The organism is Salinimicrobium sp. CAU 1759 (genome assembly GCF_054482715.1).
In genome coordinates this window covers 2,337,262-2,352,489 of the sequence record NZ_JBTLRK010000001.1, presented here as the reverse complement: position 1 = coordinate 2,352,489, position 15,228 = coordinate 2,337,262, and the positions used below count along the sequence as shown (strand labels likewise).

14 protein-coding genes are annotated in these 15,228 nt (G+C 40.1%); 10 read left to right on the top strand and 4 right to left on the bottom strand.

Annotated features, from left to right (window positions below; translation table 11 throughout):
* Positions 1–115: 115 nt before the first annotated feature.
* From ACXYMT_RS10575 to cysM, 3 genes are all read left to right on the top strand, one after another.
* On the top strand, positions 116–2,389 hold the full coding sequence (locus tag ACXYMT_RS10575; protein WP_459059045.1) for an FUSC family protein: 2,274 nt from the start codon (positions 116–118) through the stop codon (positions 2,387–2,389).
* A gap of 307 nt (positions 2,390–2,696) precedes the next feature.
* A complete protein-coding gene (gene epsC / locus ACXYMT_RS10570; RefSeq protein ID WP_459059169.1) occupies positions 2,697–3,485 on the top strand; it encodes a serine O-acetyltransferase EpsC in 789 nt (262 codons plus the stop codon).
* Positions 3,482–4,372, top strand: a complete 891-nt coding sequence (gene cysM / locus ACXYMT_RS10565; protein ID WP_459059044.1) for a cysteine synthase CysM — start codon at positions 3,482–3,484, stop codon at positions 4,370–4,372. Before epsC ends, cysM begins: the two co-directional genes overlap by 4 nt.
* Positions 4,373–4,495: 123 nt before the next feature.
* Here cysM and ACXYMT_RS10560 read toward each other — a convergent pair whose 3' ends face one another.
* Together ACXYMT_RS10560 and ACXYMT_RS10555 are read right to left on the bottom strand one after the other, a co-directional pair.
* The gene (locus ACXYMT_RS10560) at positions 4,496–5,041 is read right to left on the bottom strand and encodes a hypothetical protein (protein WP_459059043.1); all 546 of its coding nucleotides are present in this window, start codon (positions 5,039–5,041) and stop codon (positions 4,496–4,498) included.
* A gap of 87 nt (positions 5,042–5,128) precedes the next feature.
* Positions 5,129–5,842 carry a Crp/Fnr family transcriptional regulator gene (locus ACXYMT_RS10555; RefSeq protein WP_459059042.1) on the bottom strand — a complete coding sequence of 238 codons (714 nt, stop codon included), beginning with the start codon at positions 5,840–5,842 and terminating at the stop codon, positions 5,129–5,131.
* Positions 5,843–6,026: 184 nt separating this feature from the next.
* Between ACXYMT_RS10555 and ACXYMT_RS10550 the strand changes: the two genes are divergently transcribed.
* The gene (locus ACXYMT_RS10550) at positions 6,027–7,544 is read left to right on the top strand and encodes a DEAD/DEAH box helicase (protein ID WP_459059041.1); all 1,518 of its coding nucleotides are present in this window, start codon (positions 6,027–6,029) and stop codon (positions 7,542–7,544) included.
* 114 nt (positions 7,545–7,658) lie between these two features.
* Here the strand turns inward: ACXYMT_RS10550 and ACXYMT_RS10545 are convergent, their stop codons facing one another.
* Positions 7,659–9,950 (bottom strand): transglycosylase domain-containing protein, encoded by a 2,292-nt coding sequence (locus ACXYMT_RS10545; RefSeq protein ID WP_459059040.1) that lies wholly within the window; start codon positions 9,948–9,950, stop codon positions 7,659–7,661.
* Positions 9,951–10,115: 165 nt separating this feature from the next.
* Here ACXYMT_RS10545 and ACXYMT_RS10540 point away from each other — a divergent pair, with 165 nt between their 5' ends.
* The 3 genes from ACXYMT_RS10540 to ACXYMT_RS10530 all read left to right on the top strand — a co-directional run bounded on the left by ACXYMT_RS10540 (position 10,116) and on the right by ACXYMT_RS10530 (position 12,384).
* Positions 10,116–10,973, top strand: coding sequence for an SdiA-regulated domain-containing protein (locus ACXYMT_RS10540; RefSeq protein ID WP_459059039.1), 858 nt, complete (start codon positions 10,116–10,118; stop codon positions 10,971–10,973).
* A gap of 4 nt (positions 10,974–10,977) precedes the next feature.
* Positions 10,978–11,685 carry a TVP38/TMEM64 family protein gene (locus ACXYMT_RS10535; protein WP_459059038.1) on the top strand — a complete coding sequence of 236 codons (708 nt, stop codon included), beginning with the start codon at positions 10,978–10,980 and terminating at the stop codon, positions 11,683–11,685.
* A gap of 276 nt (positions 11,686–11,961) precedes the next feature.
* Positions 11,962–12,384: a hypothetical protein gene (locus ACXYMT_RS10530; RefSeq protein ID WP_459059037.1), complete on the top strand. Its 423-nt coding sequence runs from the start codon at positions 11,962–11,964 to the stop codon at positions 12,382–12,384.
* A gap of 79 nt (positions 12,385–12,463) precedes the next feature.
* On the opposite strand, the gene ACXYMT_RS10525 is transcribed toward ACXYMT_RS10530, so the two are convergent.
* A complete protein-coding gene (locus ACXYMT_RS10525) occupies positions 12,464–13,750 on the bottom strand; it encodes a dipeptidase (protein WP_459059036.1) in 1,287 nt (428 codons plus the stop codon).
* A 202-nt stretch (positions 13,751–13,952) separates the two neighbouring features.
* On the opposite strand from ACXYMT_RS10525, the gene ACXYMT_RS10520 reads away from it, so the two are divergent.
* Genes ACXYMT_RS10520 through ACXYMT_RS10510 form a run of 3 tightly spaced genes read left to right on the top strand, consistent with a single transcriptional unit; the run spans position 13,953 to position 15,155 of the window.
* Positions 13,953–14,351, top strand: coding sequence for a hypothetical protein (locus ACXYMT_RS10520; RefSeq protein ID WP_459059035.1), 399 nt, complete (start codon positions 13,953–13,955; stop codon positions 14,349–14,351).
* A 4-nt stretch (positions 14,352–14,355) separates the two neighbouring features.
* Positions 14,356–14,592 (top strand): PLDc N-terminal domain-containing protein, encoded by a 237-nt coding sequence (locus ACXYMT_RS10515; protein WP_459059034.1) that lies wholly within the window; start codon positions 14,356–14,358, stop codon positions 14,590–14,592.
* A 32-nt stretch (positions 14,593–14,624) separates the two neighbouring features.
* The gene (locus ACXYMT_RS10510) at positions 14,625–15,155 is read left to right on the top strand and encodes a GNAT family N-acetyltransferase (protein WP_459059033.1); all 531 of its coding nucleotides are present in this window, start codon (positions 14,625–14,627) and stop codon (positions 15,153–15,155) included.
* Positions 15,156–15,228: the final 73 nt, after the last annotated feature.

The following is a 15,228-nucleotide window of genomic DNA, read 5'->3' as shown; positions in this document are numbered from 1 at the left end:
TTCTTAAAACTTAAAATTACGACCACAAGAGAGTCTCACCAAAGTTGAGATACTAATTAAAGGTTAAATTCTCCTAAAGGGTATATTTTTTTCTCCAGAAGAACTGTCTTACTCGTTGAAGCCAGCTAAATTTGCAGAAAACACAGCAGAATTGTATCTATACCGGCAATTACATTCCTTTTACCAGCTTCTTAAGACTGCCGAATTTTCAAAAGGTCTACGCTTTGCAGGGGCAGCTATTATCCCGCTTGTCATAATGGCATTTCTGGACCACATAGATATTGGTATAGCCATGGCTGTAGGTGTGCTTTTGACCTCTCCCAGTGATGTTCCTGGAAGTTTGAGGCGAAGGGTAGTGGGGATCAGCTTTTCTATTGTAATAGCTGTTCTGGCGACTGTAATTACCGGGTTTGCACTTATAGATCCACTTCTCTTTGTTCCGGTTTTAATTTTGCAAATATTTCATATTTCAATGATCTCGGTTTTTGGTTTTAGAGCCTCCCTAATTTCTTTTTCGGGTTTACTTGCTGTTGTGCTCAGTATGGCTCAAGTGGCTTCTGATGGAGGTATCATTATGCACGCTCTTTGGATAGGTGCGGGAGGTGTTTGGTTCCTGTTATTTACGCTTCTGCTTCATTACCTTTTTCAAAGACGGGAGACTGATGCTCTTTTAGCCGAAACCTTTGAGCTTACGGCAAGATACCTGGAAATTAAATCGCAGCTTCTTAGCCCTCAGGACCAACGCAGAGAACAAAAGGAAAAAGAGTTGTTTGAGCTTCAAACTACCCTCAATGAAAAGCATGAGATCATTAGAGAACTGGTTATTAATCGCAGGAGGAACTTCGGAAGGTCGGGAATGGTGAGAAAGCGGCTTTTAATTTTTATGGAGCTGGTGGATATCCTGGAATTAGGAATGGCGAATCCCGTTAATTACCTTAAGATGAAGGAGCTTTTTTCTGTCCATGAGCATAAGATCCATCTCATTCAGGAGTGGAATAAAATAATGGCTGCCCATCTTAGAGCGATTGGAGAAAGCCTGTTGCGCAAAGCTTATTTTTTAGACAAAACAGACCTCAAGGAAAAAAGAGAGGAAGTTCTTAGGCGTTTAAAAGAATACGAATTGTCTAAAGAAATGGATGCTGAAAAGGACGTGCTGCCGGTTTTGATCAACTTGTTCAACTTTAAAGACAAGCAGCATCAAAAGGTACTTTCCCTGGAAAGGTTGATGAAGGAATGGGAGGGAAGTGAAGACCTGAAGCTAAGATTAAAGGATGCTACCAGGTTTTTAACTACTCCGGATTACAACTTTAAAACTTTACAGGACAATTTTGATTTTAAGTCTCCAATTTTCAGGCATTCCCTAAGATTAACGGTGGTCATGGTACTGGGGTACGCAGCAGGGGAACTTTTTGCCATGCAAAATGCCTACTGGATCCTGCTCACTGCGGTGGTGATAATGCGACCCGGTTATGCCCTTACCCGCGAAAGATTTAAACAAAGGCTCTACGGAACATTAATAGGTGGAGCGATTGCAGTTGTGCTGGTCCTTCTCATAAGAAGCCGGATCTTTTATGGAACTCTATCGGTGATCTTCCTGATTTTAGCCCACTCCATGATCCAAAGAAATTATAAAACGGCAGCTGCATTTATTACATTGAACGTGGTTTTTGTCTATAGCCTCTTAAGATCCAACGTACTTGAGGTCATTGAATACCGGGTGCTCGATACAGGAATTGGTGCAGGTCTGGCTTTTCTTGGAACAAAATTTCTTTGGCCCACCTGGGAATACAGTACCATTGAGAATTTCCTAAAAAAGAGTTTAGTGGCTAATGCAGGTTTTTTAAAGGAGGTAGAATCGTTTTATTTCAGCAAAACTACTCTGCCGGTTTCTTACAGGCTGGCTAGAAAAAAAGCATTTTTGGCTATAGGGGATCTCAATGCAGCTTTCCAAAGGATGGCACAGGAGCCAAGAACAAAGAAGTCAATGTTGGAAAAATATTTCAGACTTGTCTCCTTGAATCAGGAGTTCTTATCGGCCACAGCTTCTTTGGGTACCTTCATTAGGTCCAGTCCTACTACGAGGCCATCGAAACATTTTGAGAATTATATGCATAGCATTCAGGCTAATCTTTCGGTTCTATCCAATGTAGAAGCAAATGTTGAAGTGAACACGAAAAATATCCGGAAAGCCACTCTCTTTTATAAAAATCTCTATCAAGAACTTCTGGACCTGCATCCAGAGAAAGACAATGAAAAGGAAGATGTCAAGGAGAAGTTGCAGGAAGTCCAGCTAATAAGGGACCGACTACAGTGGCTCCTGGAAATAACTGAAGGGTTAAAAAGAATAATGCTCGGGAATGAAAAAAGCCACCCTTTGGAGGTGGCCTGAAAACATACTAAAATGTAATATTAAGACAATCTTACTTTTTAGTTTGTTGTCTTCCTTTTTGATCTGCTTTTTGATCTTGCTTTTTAGCAGAGTCCTGCTTTTGGTTTGATTTTTTTTCTTCTTGAGCCATGATAATAAGGTTTTTGATTAATAACAATTTAAATTTACAACACCTTGAAAAACAACTGGTTTAAGTGCTGTATTTTTAACCTTTCTTTTGTAGTTAAAGTTTTTTGTACGAAAGAGATTGTAAAACCTGGGTGTGCTTGAGATCCTATTTAGTAATTTTACAAAAGAAGATATCTGTATGGACCACCGGGAAATTATCAAACAAATTGAAGCTCAAAAAGAAAATCTCAATTTGAGGTTTAAGATCAGGGAAAAAGCTGAAGCCTTTACTCAGAAACTGTTTTATACTCTTTTTGACAAGGATTCCCCTGTCGAGGGAAATCTTGAAAGGTTAAAAGTGGATTTTAAAGAGCTGGCAGATCTGGTTTGTTGGGAGCCGGGAAAATCCTGTTCAGAGATCTGGGGGGAATACTGCGCCAAACTACCCGACCTTCTTCAAAGGATCAATCTTGATGCTGTAGCGATAGCCAATAACGATCCTGCAGCCAACTCGGTGGAAGAGGTTTATCTTTCTTACCCCGGATTTTTTGCTATTGCGGTTTACCGGCTTAGCCATGAGTTTTACAAAATGAACCTGCCCCTGGTTCCCAGGCTTATGACCGAATGTGCTCATAAATTGACGGGAACAGATATAAATCCCGGGGCGCAAATTGGAGATTCCTTTTTTATTGATCATGCTACCGGCGTGGTAATAGGAGAAACAACCGTGATAAAGAACAATGTGAAAATTTATCAGGGGGTGACCTTAGGTGCTCTATATGTGGAGCGTGGGCTGCGGAATAAGAAAAGGCATCCTACCATTGAAGATAATGTCACTATTTATGCCAATGCTACTATCCTGGGAGGAGAAACAGTGATTGGAGCAAATACAATTATTGGAGGAAATGCATGGCTAACCCGCTCAGTTCCCCCAAACTCTTTTGTTACGCACGACCCGGTGATAAAAATAAAAAACCTTCAAAAATGAATCAAACAGTACTAGATCTTATTGGAAACACTCCACTTGTGAGAGCTCAAAACCTGATAGATAATCCCAAGGTCGAATTGTATTTCAAACTGGAAGGACAAAATCCGGGAGGTAGTGTAAAGGACCGACCTGCTTACAACATGATCAAAAATGCACTGGAAAGAGGAGAAATTACAGAAGAGACAAAATTGATTGAAGCTACCAGTGGGAATACCGGTATAGCTCTGGCCATGGTGGCGAGACTGTTAAAGCTCAACATTGAACTTATCATGCCCGAAAATTCAACTGCAGAAAGGGTGCAGACCATGAGGGCTTATGGGGCCAAAGTTATTCTCACAAGTGCCGAGGGTGGAATTGAAGGCTCCAGAGATTTTGCCGAGGCCAAGGTAAAGGAAGGTAACTATTTTATGCTTAACCAGTTTGGAAACAATGATAACTGGAAAGCTCATTACCACACCACAGGACCCGAAATATGGAGGGATACCAATCAAAAGATCACTCACTTGGTTTCTTCTATGGGAACTACAGGTACGATCATGGGTACATCTACTTTTCTTAAAGAAAAAAATCCAAATGTACAGATCGTAGGAGTACAGCCAGATGATGAGGCGCGTATCCCCGGAATAAGGAAGTGGCCTAAGGAGTATTTACCCACCATTTTTGACCGGCAGAAGGTTGACAGGATCCTGGAGGTGACAGAGGCCGAGGCTCGTGCCATGACAGCAAGATTGGCCGAAGAAGAAGGAATTTTTGCAGGTATGAGTAGCGGAGGTGCAACGGCGGCTGCAGTAAGACTATGTAATGAACTGGAAGGGGGAGTGGTGGTGAGCATAATTTGTGACAGGGGAGACCGCTATTTATCGTCAGATCTGTTTACAAAAAAATAGGGACAGCCTATGACTACTTTTCTACTTCAACCTTTTATCCTCCAAACAAACCGAAATGTTTAAAGCTACCAAAGTGTCAAAAAAGTAATTTTAGTTGTCCCTTGTTTTAGCTTACATAAAACCTTATAGACCAGCTATAGAAAGGCGATCGTTCCTTCTGTCGATGCGAACTCTCCTGGTTCTTTCGCCATCATCCAGTTTTATTTTGTAATATTCCTTATCAATTATCCATCCTTTTGATTGCGCAAAAGATTTTGTGCTCAATACGTTTGCTCCGTTGTAAAGCTGCGCTATTTCCAGTTGAACATCTTGCGGTAACCTCATATTTTTAAATCTCTGCTGAGATGAAATTAGGTCCCCGTCTCCATTGAATCTTGCGGTCATATATCCCTTATTACTAACAAAATTCACCTGGAATTCAGCAAAATCTTGATCTGCATTATCTTTGAGAAATGATTCTACATCAAAATTATTCTTCATGAAAATCAACGGGTCTTTTCCAAATTCGCCAACCTTTTTTTCCGGAATATGAATAACTAAAGTTTGAGTTGCGGGATCCAATTTCATAGAAGCTTTTTTATAGTCTACTTTAGCTTCGTCTAATAAAATCTGTGAATTACCTGTTGCAATAAAAGCTAACAGGAAAATTCCAATGATTAATTTTTTCATAGCACATATATTTTAGATTAATATATGGTAAAGTTACTATGAGAATATAAGACCAAATACTACCCAGGTAGCATATCGTGTTAAATGTTAATGTGCTGAGGCCCCGTTATTGTTGGCTTTCGAGAGCAACAGGTCCAGATCCTTGATCTCAACTTTGTTCCTTCCCAGGCTTATAATTCCATCATTTTTGAACTCCTGTAAGTGACGGTTCACAACCGCCCGGGTAGATCCTATGAGATTTGCAAGTTCTTCATTCGACAGGTCATTAATCAATTCGAGTTCCTGGGATTCAGCATTTATATTGCTTAAGATTAATCTGGCCAGTCTGGTAGAAATATCTATTAGAGTCACATTGGAAGCATAGGTTTCTAACGTTCTCATTTGATTACTTAAGTATGGTAGCAGGTTTTTATTGATCTCCGGATGCTCAAGAACCCAATTTTTCATTCTGTTCATGGGAAGAGATAAGAGTACCACCCTGTCAAGAGTTTCATAATAAACATCATGTTCATTACCGTCTAACAGACAAAGTGTGTCAAAGGCATCATTTTTCTTCAGTAAGAAGAAGGTGAACTCCCTGCCGGTGTGTTGATCGATCTGGTAGACCTTTAGCCGGCCCGAGATTATGAAATGAAAAAAATTAGAGGTACGCTGTTTATAAATACTACAGGTGCTCTTAGGCCAAACGACCTCTTCAAGTTCCTCTAACAGGTTTAACAACTCATTTTCAGGAAGATCCTTAAGCAATTTATTGTTGCCAAGATTACCTGCATATTTCCTCCTTTTTTTTTCCGTCAACATACTTCCAATTTTTATTCAAATCAGGTAAAAGGGGGTGGTATACAGCTTTCACAAAGTTAACTATTTTAAAATCAGCGGATTGTTAAAAGTGGAATTTTGTTTTTTTCCATTTTGTGTTGGTTTATTTTGCTTCAACCTTTATTTCAGCTATTTTTGCAAAATTGCAATCGAAAGAAATAATTGAATGGCGCAGGATACATTTGGGATAGTTGAAAAGAAAATAGATAAGGAACTTTACGAGTACCAACAGGAGGATATCAATAAGATATTCAAGGTGCTCGAGGCTCATCCGGAACGTTACAACCTCCTTTACCAGTTGCCTACCGGTGGTGGTAAGACGGTGATCTTTTCTCAAATTGTTCGCGAATACATTCAGCGTACTAATAAAAAGGTGCTTATCCTCACGCATCGTATAGAACTTTGTAAGCAAACCTCGCGTATGCTTACAGGGTTTGGGGTTCACAATAAGATCATTAATTCCAGTATAAAAGAGCTTCCAGATCAAAATGAGTATATGTGCTTTGTTGCAATGGTTGAAACCCTGAACAACCGCCTGAATGATGAAAAGGTGGAGCTTGAGAATCTGGGAATGGTGATCATAGATGAAGCCCACTATAACTCATTCAGGAAGCTATTCAAATTCTTCAATAAGTGTTTTATTCTGGGAGTTACGGCCACTCCTCTTAGCTCCAATATTAAGCTTCCCATGAAAGATAATTACCGGGAACTTATCGTAGGAGATTCTATATCCAGTCTCATTTCCAAAGGATTTCTTGCAAAAGCCAACACATATAGTTTTGATGTGGGGCTCTCTACTTTAAAGGTTGGTATCAATGGAGATTACACTGTAAAATCTTCAGAAGAGTTGTACTCCAATTTTAACATGCAGGAAAAACTTCTGGACGCCTACATGGAAAAATCCCAGGGCAAAAAAACCCTTATCTTCAACAACGGTATCAATACTTCAAAAGAGGTCTATGAGACCTTTAGGAATGCCGGTCTCGAGATAAGGCATCTTGATAATACAACGAGTAAGCAGGACCGGAAAGATATTTTGCGTTGGTTCAAGAAAAAACCCGATGCCATTCTTACTTCAGTAAGTATTCTTACTACAGGATTTGATGAACCCACTGTGGAATCCATTATTCTAAATCGCGCCACCAAATCACTTACGCTTTACTATCAAATGATAGGGCGGGGTTCCAGGGTACTGCCGGGAAAAACTGAATTCACTGTAATCGATCTGGGTAATAATGCAGCCCGCTTCGGACTTTGGAGTGCACCAATTGACTGGAAACAGATCTTTAGATCACCCGATTACTTCCTGGAAAATCTTATAAGTGATGAGGAGATAGAGCAGAACTTTCAATATGAAATGCCGAAAGAACTGCGAAAAAAATTTTCCAATACCAAAGATGTATCGTTCAATGTTGATGATGAATATGATGACATCATCAAAAAAGGACTTAAGTCCAAGACCGTGTTAGAGCGTTCTCTTGAACAGCATACCCGCATGTGTGTGGAAAACAGTGAAGATGTCTTTGATGCAAGGCTGTTGGCAAAGGAGCTGGAGGAGGATATTGCTTACAGGATAAGAAAATACTCCTATTGCATTAGCAACAGTACTAAGAACTATCGGGATTGGCTTAAGGAAGACTATATGCGAAAATTAAGACTGAAGATCAATCAGGCTACTTTTTAATTTGCAAAGCATTCTGATAATACATCCCAAAAATGTCATTTTTAAGACCTCTTCTGCGGAAAGATTTAAAAATAAAAATGTCCAGCCAGCTACGTAAATCCTTCTGTACTTCCCCTAATTCTTTTTCTTAAAAAGTCCTTTGATCTTTTTAAAGAATCCTTTCTTTTCTTCCTTTTGGCCTCTCCTGGGAGAGTCGGCCTTTGTAAATAGCCGCTCCATAAAATTATCCCTCCTTTCAGGTTCACAGGCAAGCATCATTTGAACAGTAGGGGAGGGAGCCGGAAATTTAGCCTCTGTGATCTCCTTGAACTGAGGATCTGCATTCATTTTTTGCATAAGTAACGCAAAAGCCGGTAAAGCTGAATTCGCTCCCTGTCCAATATGAGTAGAAGGAAAACCAATTCGGGCATCATCGGTACCTGCCCAGGTGACAGAGACCAGGTTGGGAGTTATTCCAACAAACCATCCATCCCGGTTGTTTTGTGTGGTTCCTGTTTTGCCGGCAATATCATTTGGAAGTTGATAATTATATCTCAATCTTGCAGCCGTACCATTATTTACAGTACCCTTCATCATTTCGATCATTATCTGGGCAGTAGTATTAGAGAAAGCTGGTTGGGCCGCAATTTCAGGTTTGAATTCGGCAATTATATTTCCGTGTTTATCTTCTATTTTGGTTAGATAATAAGGTTTTGCAGCTTTTCCCTTGTTTAAATAACTGGAAAAGGAGGAGGACAATTCAGATGCGCTCATCTCTGCTGTTCCCAATGCAATTGAAGGGTAGGCAGGTAGATCTTCAGGAAACATCATCTTTTTCGCCTGTGTGAGTACATTCCCCAGTCCTACGTCAAAAAGTACTTTTACTGCTATGGTATTGATTGAATTGGCCAGAGCATAGGCCATAGAATAATTCATGTAAGGATCTTCCTCCTCCCTGCCGGAGTTGGAAGGAGTCCATCCTCCTTCATAGGTGACTTCCCTTATGGAGTAATAGGTGCAGGGGTCTATACCCGCTTCTACGGCTGCAGTATAAACCACAGGCTTGAAGGTGGAACCAATTTGTCTTCGGCTTTGAGCTACGTGATCGTATTTGAAGTATTTATGATTTATACCTCCCACCCAGGATTTTACAGCACCGGTGGAAGGTTTCATGTTGATCATACCCATATTCAGGAATTTCATGTAGTGCTGAAGGCTATCGGCTATACTCGCCTGAGTCAATTTTTTCTGGCCCCAGTCGAATAATTCCATATCAGTTTTGCGGTGAAGCGAGTCCATTATGTTTTCCCTGCTCCAACCGGCAGCTGATAAATTTTTATACTGCTCACTTTCTTCCAGTGCCTCCTGTAGCAAGTCATCTCTAAGCCAAGGAGCTCTTTTTCCATAAGCTTTTTCAAACTGCTTTTGTAAGCTGCTCATGTGTTCCTCCATAGCTTCCTCGGCAAGTTCCTGCATTTCATAGTCTATGGTAGTATGGAGTTGCAACCCGTCACGATATAAGTTGTACGGTTCTCCATTTTCATTTTTGAGCGTGTCAAGGATCTTTTCAACTTCTTTTTTCAACTGAGATCTGAAATAAGGGGCAATGCCTTCATTGTTGCTGAAATACTGGTAATCCAGATCTAACGGCTTTGACCGGTATTTCACATATTCCTCGGAAGGTAAGTAGCCGTATTTGTTCATTTGTGACAACACCACATTACGACGTTCCAGGCTTCTTTCTGGAAAGAGACGGGGATTGTAGTAATGGTTTGCCTTTAACGAGCCTACCAGGGTTGCTGCTTCCTCGAGTTCAAGGTCTTTGGCAGGAGTACTGAAGAATTTCATGGCTGCACTTTCTATGCCGTAGGTATTGTCGCTAAAAGGAACAGTATTAAAATAGAGGCCAATGATCTCTTCTTTTGAATAAATGTCCTCCAGGCGTTGCGCAATTACAGCCTCTCTAAGTTTATTTATCACGATGCTCAAATGCCCGTAATCCTTTCTTCCAAAAAGGTTCTTTGCAAGCTGTAGGGTAATGGTACTTCCGCCTCCCGAAGATTCATCCCCCATTAAAATGGTCTTAAAGAAAACCCGTAACAGGCTTCGGTTATCTATGCCCGAGTGCTCATAAAATCTAACATCTTCGGTAGCAATTAAAGCATCAATTAAATGTTGAGGTAGTTCATCGTAGAGAACCGGTTGCCTGTCAAAAATGTAATATTTACCTATAAGTTTACCTTCAGAAGAAAATATTTCTGTGGCTTCGTTTTGCTGTAGGTCCTGCAGCTCTGAACTGCTTGGGATCTTTCCCCACCATCCCCAATATATACTTAGGTAAAATGCCCCGAAGAAGAGGAATATTCCCAATAAAGCACCCAACACCCATTTCCTGAGGGGTGTCAACTTCACATTTTTCAAATTCATAGGTTAAGTGTCTGCCAAAGAAACGAAGACTTACAAATATTATTCCTGAAGTTTGAAAAACTTTAGGATTTTCAACTTCATAAATCCCTCCTAATATTCTTGAAGGAAAGTTTAAATCTTTTTGGCAGCCGCCTAAATTCCCTAATTTTAAAGAAAATGGAAAAGATGAGCCATAAAAAGGTCGTTTTCTTAATTACGGGTGGATTAGCACTGGTGATCCTGGTATTCGTTTACACCTTTGTGGGGGAAGCTAAAAAATACCGGTCTACCATCTCATCTTCAGTTACAATTAATAAGACCTGGAAGTTGCCCTCAATTCTAAATGAGGTTTCAGGAATTGCATTTTTGCCACCCAATAGAATCGCCTGCATTCAGGATGAGAAGGGAAGTATTTTTATTTACAATCTCGAGACCTCCAGCCTTGAGCGTGAGATAAAATTTGCAGGCGGGGGAGATTATGAGGGAATAAGTATCCAGGATAATACTGCTTATGTTCTTGAAAGCAACGGAACGGTCTACAGGATAGCCGATTTTATGGAAGATGCCCGTACAGAGATCTTCAAAACCTTCCTGTCTTCCAAAAATGACACAGAGGGATTATTCTATGAAGCAGCAAAAAACAGACTTTTGATAGCTGTCAAGGCAGAAGACCCTAATTCTAAAAATCAAAAGGGTATTTACGCGGTAGAGCTACCTTCAATGAAAATGCAAAAGACTCCGGTCTTTAGTCTGACCTTTCAAGAGCAATTATTTGATGATATAAGAAAAAAAAATGCGGAAGATACCTTCTTTCCTTCAGAAGTTGCCGTTGATCCTTCAACCGGGGAGATCCTCATTCTCGAGGCACGGGAACCAAAATTGCTAATATTGGATCCCGACGGAAAAGCAAAAGCACTACACGTTCTTAGCAGGGAATTATTTCCGCAGCCTGAAGGTCTCACTTTTGATGCTTCGGGCAGACTGTATATTTCAAATGAAGGAAGACCTGCAACGATTCACCGTGTAACTCTAAATCACAAATAGTTCTATGCCAGATCCTGTTGAAACGCCTTCGGTCAAACAGAGTAAAGCTCCACTTTATATCTCCCTTTTTATTATTGCAGCCTTAGTGCTGAGTTATTTTTTCATTCCGCAGGTGCAGGAATTTCTCAATAATGGCTGGAGTGCACTCACCAGCGGCGATGAACAGCGTACCAGGCAATGGGTATCACAGTTTGGATGGTTTGGACCGCTTGTTATTGTGATCACCATGGTCCTGCAAATGTTCCTGATAGTAATCCCCACCCCTCTGCTTATGGTGGTGACGGTACTCGCCTATGGACCATGGTTAGGAGCTGCGATTCTTTTCATTGCTGTCTTCGTTGCCTCCAGTATTGGATATTTTATTGGCCGTTATTTTGGGCCTGTAATCGTAGAGAAATTAATTGGGCATAAGAACGAAAAGAAGATATCCGACTTTATTGAGGACTATGGCTTTTGGACAGTAATCGTGGTAAGGCTTAGCCCCTTCCTTTCCAATGATGCTATAAGTTTCGTTGGAGGAGTGCTAAAGATGGGTTATTGGAAATTTATAGGAGCTACTATGATCGGGATCTCTCCTTTGATCATCTTCATAGCTTACCTGGGTGGTAATTACGAACGCCTCAAAACCGGACTTGTATGGGCTTCATTGATTAGTTTGGTCCTTTTCGTTGTCTTCGTATGGTGGGATAAAAAGGTTAGAAATTCTAAATAATTGTATTTCCTTTCGTGCCTCTGTTTCTTAGAAATTATTCTAAGCTGCAACAGCAATTATTGTGTTAAATGATTGTTTTAAAATCATGGTTTTTGTGGGTTTTTTCCGATTAATTCATGATGTATTAGATTATTTATTTTAATTTTATATTTCAGTTGTTTTGCTTTCCCCTCTAAGAATCTTGCCCTCGCAAGAACTTCCCCGTTCTTAAGAATTGCTTATTTCCCCAGGATAAGTTCCGACATCGTATTTTATTAATCACCTAAATTTTTTGTTATGAAAAGATTTAAACTTACACTGGTCCCGGCAATTCTATCATTCTTTATTTTTTCCCTGTACAGCTGCAATGTTTATCATACGGGACCTGGAACGATAAGCGAAGCTGTAGAGTCTCAGGACAGGGTGAGAGTGGTGACCAAAGACAATAAATCCTTTGAGCTAAAGAGCTTATACCGGGAAGGAGATGTATTGGTGGGTATTGCCGGCAGGAACTCTGATACGGTGAAGATGCTAAATGGGCGTTCACAGGAGCCGGATGGAAAGAATGTAAGGATCAAATTTCAAAAAGAAGAAATTCTTGCTGTATATCTCAAGAACAGAAGCGCATCAAGATTAGTTAATTATGGTGTTCCTGTTATTGGAGCGGCCGGAATTATAACTGTTACTTCCAGCGATTTTAAGCCTGACGTAGGATATTAGAATTATAACTGCATTTTAAAAAAAGAAAGAGGGTCATGTTATCGAACCCTCTTTCTTTATTTATTGGCGATAAAGCGGATTATTGTTTTTCCTGAAGCTGTTGTGCCACAGCCTGTACTTCATCTAATACTCTTAATAAATTCTCGCCCCAAAGCTTTGCAATTTCATCTTTGGTATAGCCTCTCTTTACCAGTTCCAGAGTAACATTAAAGGTTTGTGAAGCGTCACTCCAACCTTCTACACCCCCACCTCCATCAAAATCTGAACTTATCCCTACATGGTCTATTCCAATTCTCTTCACCAGGTAGTCAATGTGGTCAACAAAGTCTTTAACATCAACTGGCGGTACCTTATCCTTTAATTTCTGGACCTTAGGTTGTGCCAGTTTTCGTACTCTCCTGTATTCTTCGTAATAGGCTTCCTGTTGTTCGTTCTCCATTTTTCTCACTTCATCTCTTGGCAGGATCTTAAAACCAATTCTCTCTGCTATCTCTTGATAAATTTTATTCACCGCTTCCTCATACGCACTGTGCTTTTCGGTATTGAGATAAGAATCAAAGGCTACCGTTTGTATTACTCCGCCATTCTGTTTTAACCATTCCAGTTGTTCGTCATCAAGATTGCGGCTGTGGTTGCACAAGGTCCGGGCAGAAGAGTGAGAGGCGATCAATGGAGCTTTTGAAAGCTCGATCATCTGCCGAATTGCTTCTTTTGAAGGGTGGGAAATATCGATTATCATTCCCAGTCGATTCATTTCTTTTACCACGCGTTTCCCAAGTTCACTTAAACCTCCGTGTAACCATTGATCTCCGGCTTCACCAGTATTTGAATCACAGAGTTGACTGTGCCCGTTATGAGAAAGTGACATATATCTTGCTCCCAGATCATAGAACTTTTTCACATTGCCAAGATCGGTTCCTATGGGATACCCATTTTCAACTCCAATCATTGCCACCTTTTTTCCTTCGGCCACCAGTTTCCGTACCTCTTCACTTGTAGTAGCAAGTCCTATTTCACCCGGGGCAATTTCATCCACTAGCCGGTGGATTGCATCAAACTTTGTCATAGCCTGCTCGTGAGCAGCTTTATATCCCGCGGGCGTGAGTTCTTCCTGTCCGGTATAAACGATGAGCCAGGTAACATCCACACCTCCTTTTTCCATTTTTGGAAGGTTTACCTGTGTCTCGAGGTCCTGAGTGTAATTTCTATTAATGGTAAAGTTCTTTGTATTGATATCATTATGAGTATCAATGGTAATGACTTCCTCGTGTATTTGGCGGGCTTTCTCCATAATTTCATTGTCTACAGTCTGGGAATTGGCCGCAAAGGCTGTGAAAAATACAAGTAGGTATTTTTTTGAAAACATATGATAAGATTAGATTTAGTCGTTCAAAATAGTAATTTATTTTTTATTCCTTCTTTCGGGAAGTAACGGGAGTTGGAGAATCTTTGGATTTATGGTGAAGCAGGTTTTCTTTAATTCATTCGGTTATTAATTTTGTTCTTTATATCTTGTTAAAAATTTAACACGACTTGCTTAGTAAAAGTCTCACTTAAACAGGCAGATCATGAAAATAAGATATTGCAGAAGTCTCATCAGGAATAACTATGGTTACGGCTTAACCATGATAGGGCTGGGTATATTTGCCGTTTACATTAACAGTAGTTCCATCTTTAGCTATTTGTGGATCTTTTTAGGAGTTCTACAGGCGGGAACGTCCTACTATCGTCAAACCTATCAATATCTTACCATACAGGAAGATAAGCTCGTAAGACATAGTATCATACCAAAAAGTATTGCTGTTGCCGATATTAAGCGGGTGAAGAAATATGTGAATAGTTACAAGATCGAGACTCACAACCAATCAATGCGCATCGAAAAAGATTTTATTGACAGGGAATCTTTAAAAAGATTAAATCTATACCTGGAGAGATTACAACCTCAAATCTCCAGTACATTAGGATAACCCTGTGGAAACTTTTTTCATTTTTGGTGCTCTCTTCATCTTTATCCTTTTCTGGGTATGGACACTACTAGATCTTATTTTTTCAACCTTTAGAAAAAGCAGATGGAAATTTGCATGGATCCTGGTGATCATCTTTTTTCCGGTAATTGGTTCTATTCTGTATTTCATACTTAGAAAAGATTTTCAGTTGAAAAGAAGGCGCACATTTCAGCCATATTTCAGACCGGGTAGTAGAAGTTAGATTATTTTTAAACACACCTCTCTATAGTGATTATGGGTCTTCAAAAGATCTACGAAACCAAACGTCTCTACTTGCGGCCTACAAGCATAGAAGATGCTGCTTTTATATTTGAACTGTTCAATACACCCAAATGGTTGAGGTATATTGGGAATAGAAATCTTACCTGCGTTAAAGATGCTGAAGATTATATTGTAATGAGAATGCTTCCGCAGCTGGAAAGATCAGGAGTGTCAACCAATACCGTTATAAGAAAAGTGGACGGAGCAAAAATTGGCACCTGTGGATTGTATGACAGGGAAGGAGTTGAAGGTCTTGATATTGGTTTTGCTTTTCTTCCTGAACATGAAAGGCAGGGCTATGCCTTTGAAGCTGCGGGCAGGTTATTGAAAATGGCAGAGGAAGACCTAAAGATCTATGACGTGGCCGGTGTAACTTCCAAAGAAAACATTGCTTCCCAAAACCTACTTAAGAAGCTTGGGCTTCGGTTAACAGGGGAAATTTATCTGCCAAAAGAAATGGAGAAAGTCCTCCTGTTTAGAATACCCGGCACCGTACAGAAATAGAAATTTTTCAGTTACAAATCTTTCTGATTTTTTTAATTTTAGCTGAGGTTCCAAAAATGTCATTTTTGGAACC

What these genes read in the sequence shown, in the direction of transcription:
- epsC (WP_459059169.1), top strand. Translation starts at nt 2,697, where the DNA reads ATGGACCACCGGGAAATTATCAAACAAATTGAAGCTCAAAAAGAAAAT.
- cysM (WP_459059044.1), top strand. Translation starts at nt 3,482, where the DNA reads ATGAATCAAACAGTACTAGATCTTATTGGAAACACTCCACTTGTGAGA.
- ACXYMT_RS10560 (WP_459059043.1), bottom strand. Translation starts at nt 5,041, where the DNA reads ATGAAAAAATTAATCATTGGAATTTTCCTGTTAGCTTTTATTGCAACA.
- ACXYMT_RS10555 (WP_459059042.1), bottom strand. Translation starts at nt 5,842, where the DNA reads ATGTTGACGGAAAAAAAAAGGAGGAAATATGCAGGTAATCTTGGCAAC.
- ACXYMT_RS10550 (WP_459059041.1), top strand. Translation starts at nt 6,027, where the DNA reads ATGGCGCAGGATACATTTGGGATAGTTGAAAAGAAAATAGATAAGGAA.
- ACXYMT_RS10545 (WP_459059040.1), bottom strand. Translation starts at nt 9,950, where the DNA reads ATGAATTTGAAAAATGTGAAGTTGACACCCCTCAGGAAATGGGTGTTG.
- ACXYMT_RS10540 (WP_459059039.1), top strand. Translation starts at nt 10,116, where the DNA reads ATGAGCCATAAAAAGGTCGTTTTCTTAATTACGGGTGGATTAGCACTG.
- ACXYMT_RS10535 (WP_459059038.1), top strand. Translation starts at nt 10,978, where the DNA reads ATGCCAGATCCTGTTGAAACGCCTTCGGTCAAACAGAGTAAAGCTCCA.
- ACXYMT_RS10530 (WP_459059037.1), top strand. Translation starts at nt 11,962, where the DNA reads ATGAAAAGATTTAAACTTACACTGGTCCCGGCAATTCTATCATTCTTT.
- ACXYMT_RS10525 (WP_459059036.1), bottom strand. Translation starts at nt 13,750, where the DNA reads ATGTTTTCAAAAAAATACCTACTTGTATTTTTCACAGCCTTTGCGGCC.
- ACXYMT_RS10520 (WP_459059035.1), top strand. Translation starts at nt 13,953, where the DNA reads ATGAAAATAAGATATTGCAGAAGTCTCATCAGGAATAACTATGGTTAC.
- ACXYMT_RS10510 (WP_459059033.1), top strand. Translation starts at nt 14,625, where the DNA reads ATGGGTCTTCAAAAGATCTACGAAACCAAACGTCTCTACTTGCGGCCT.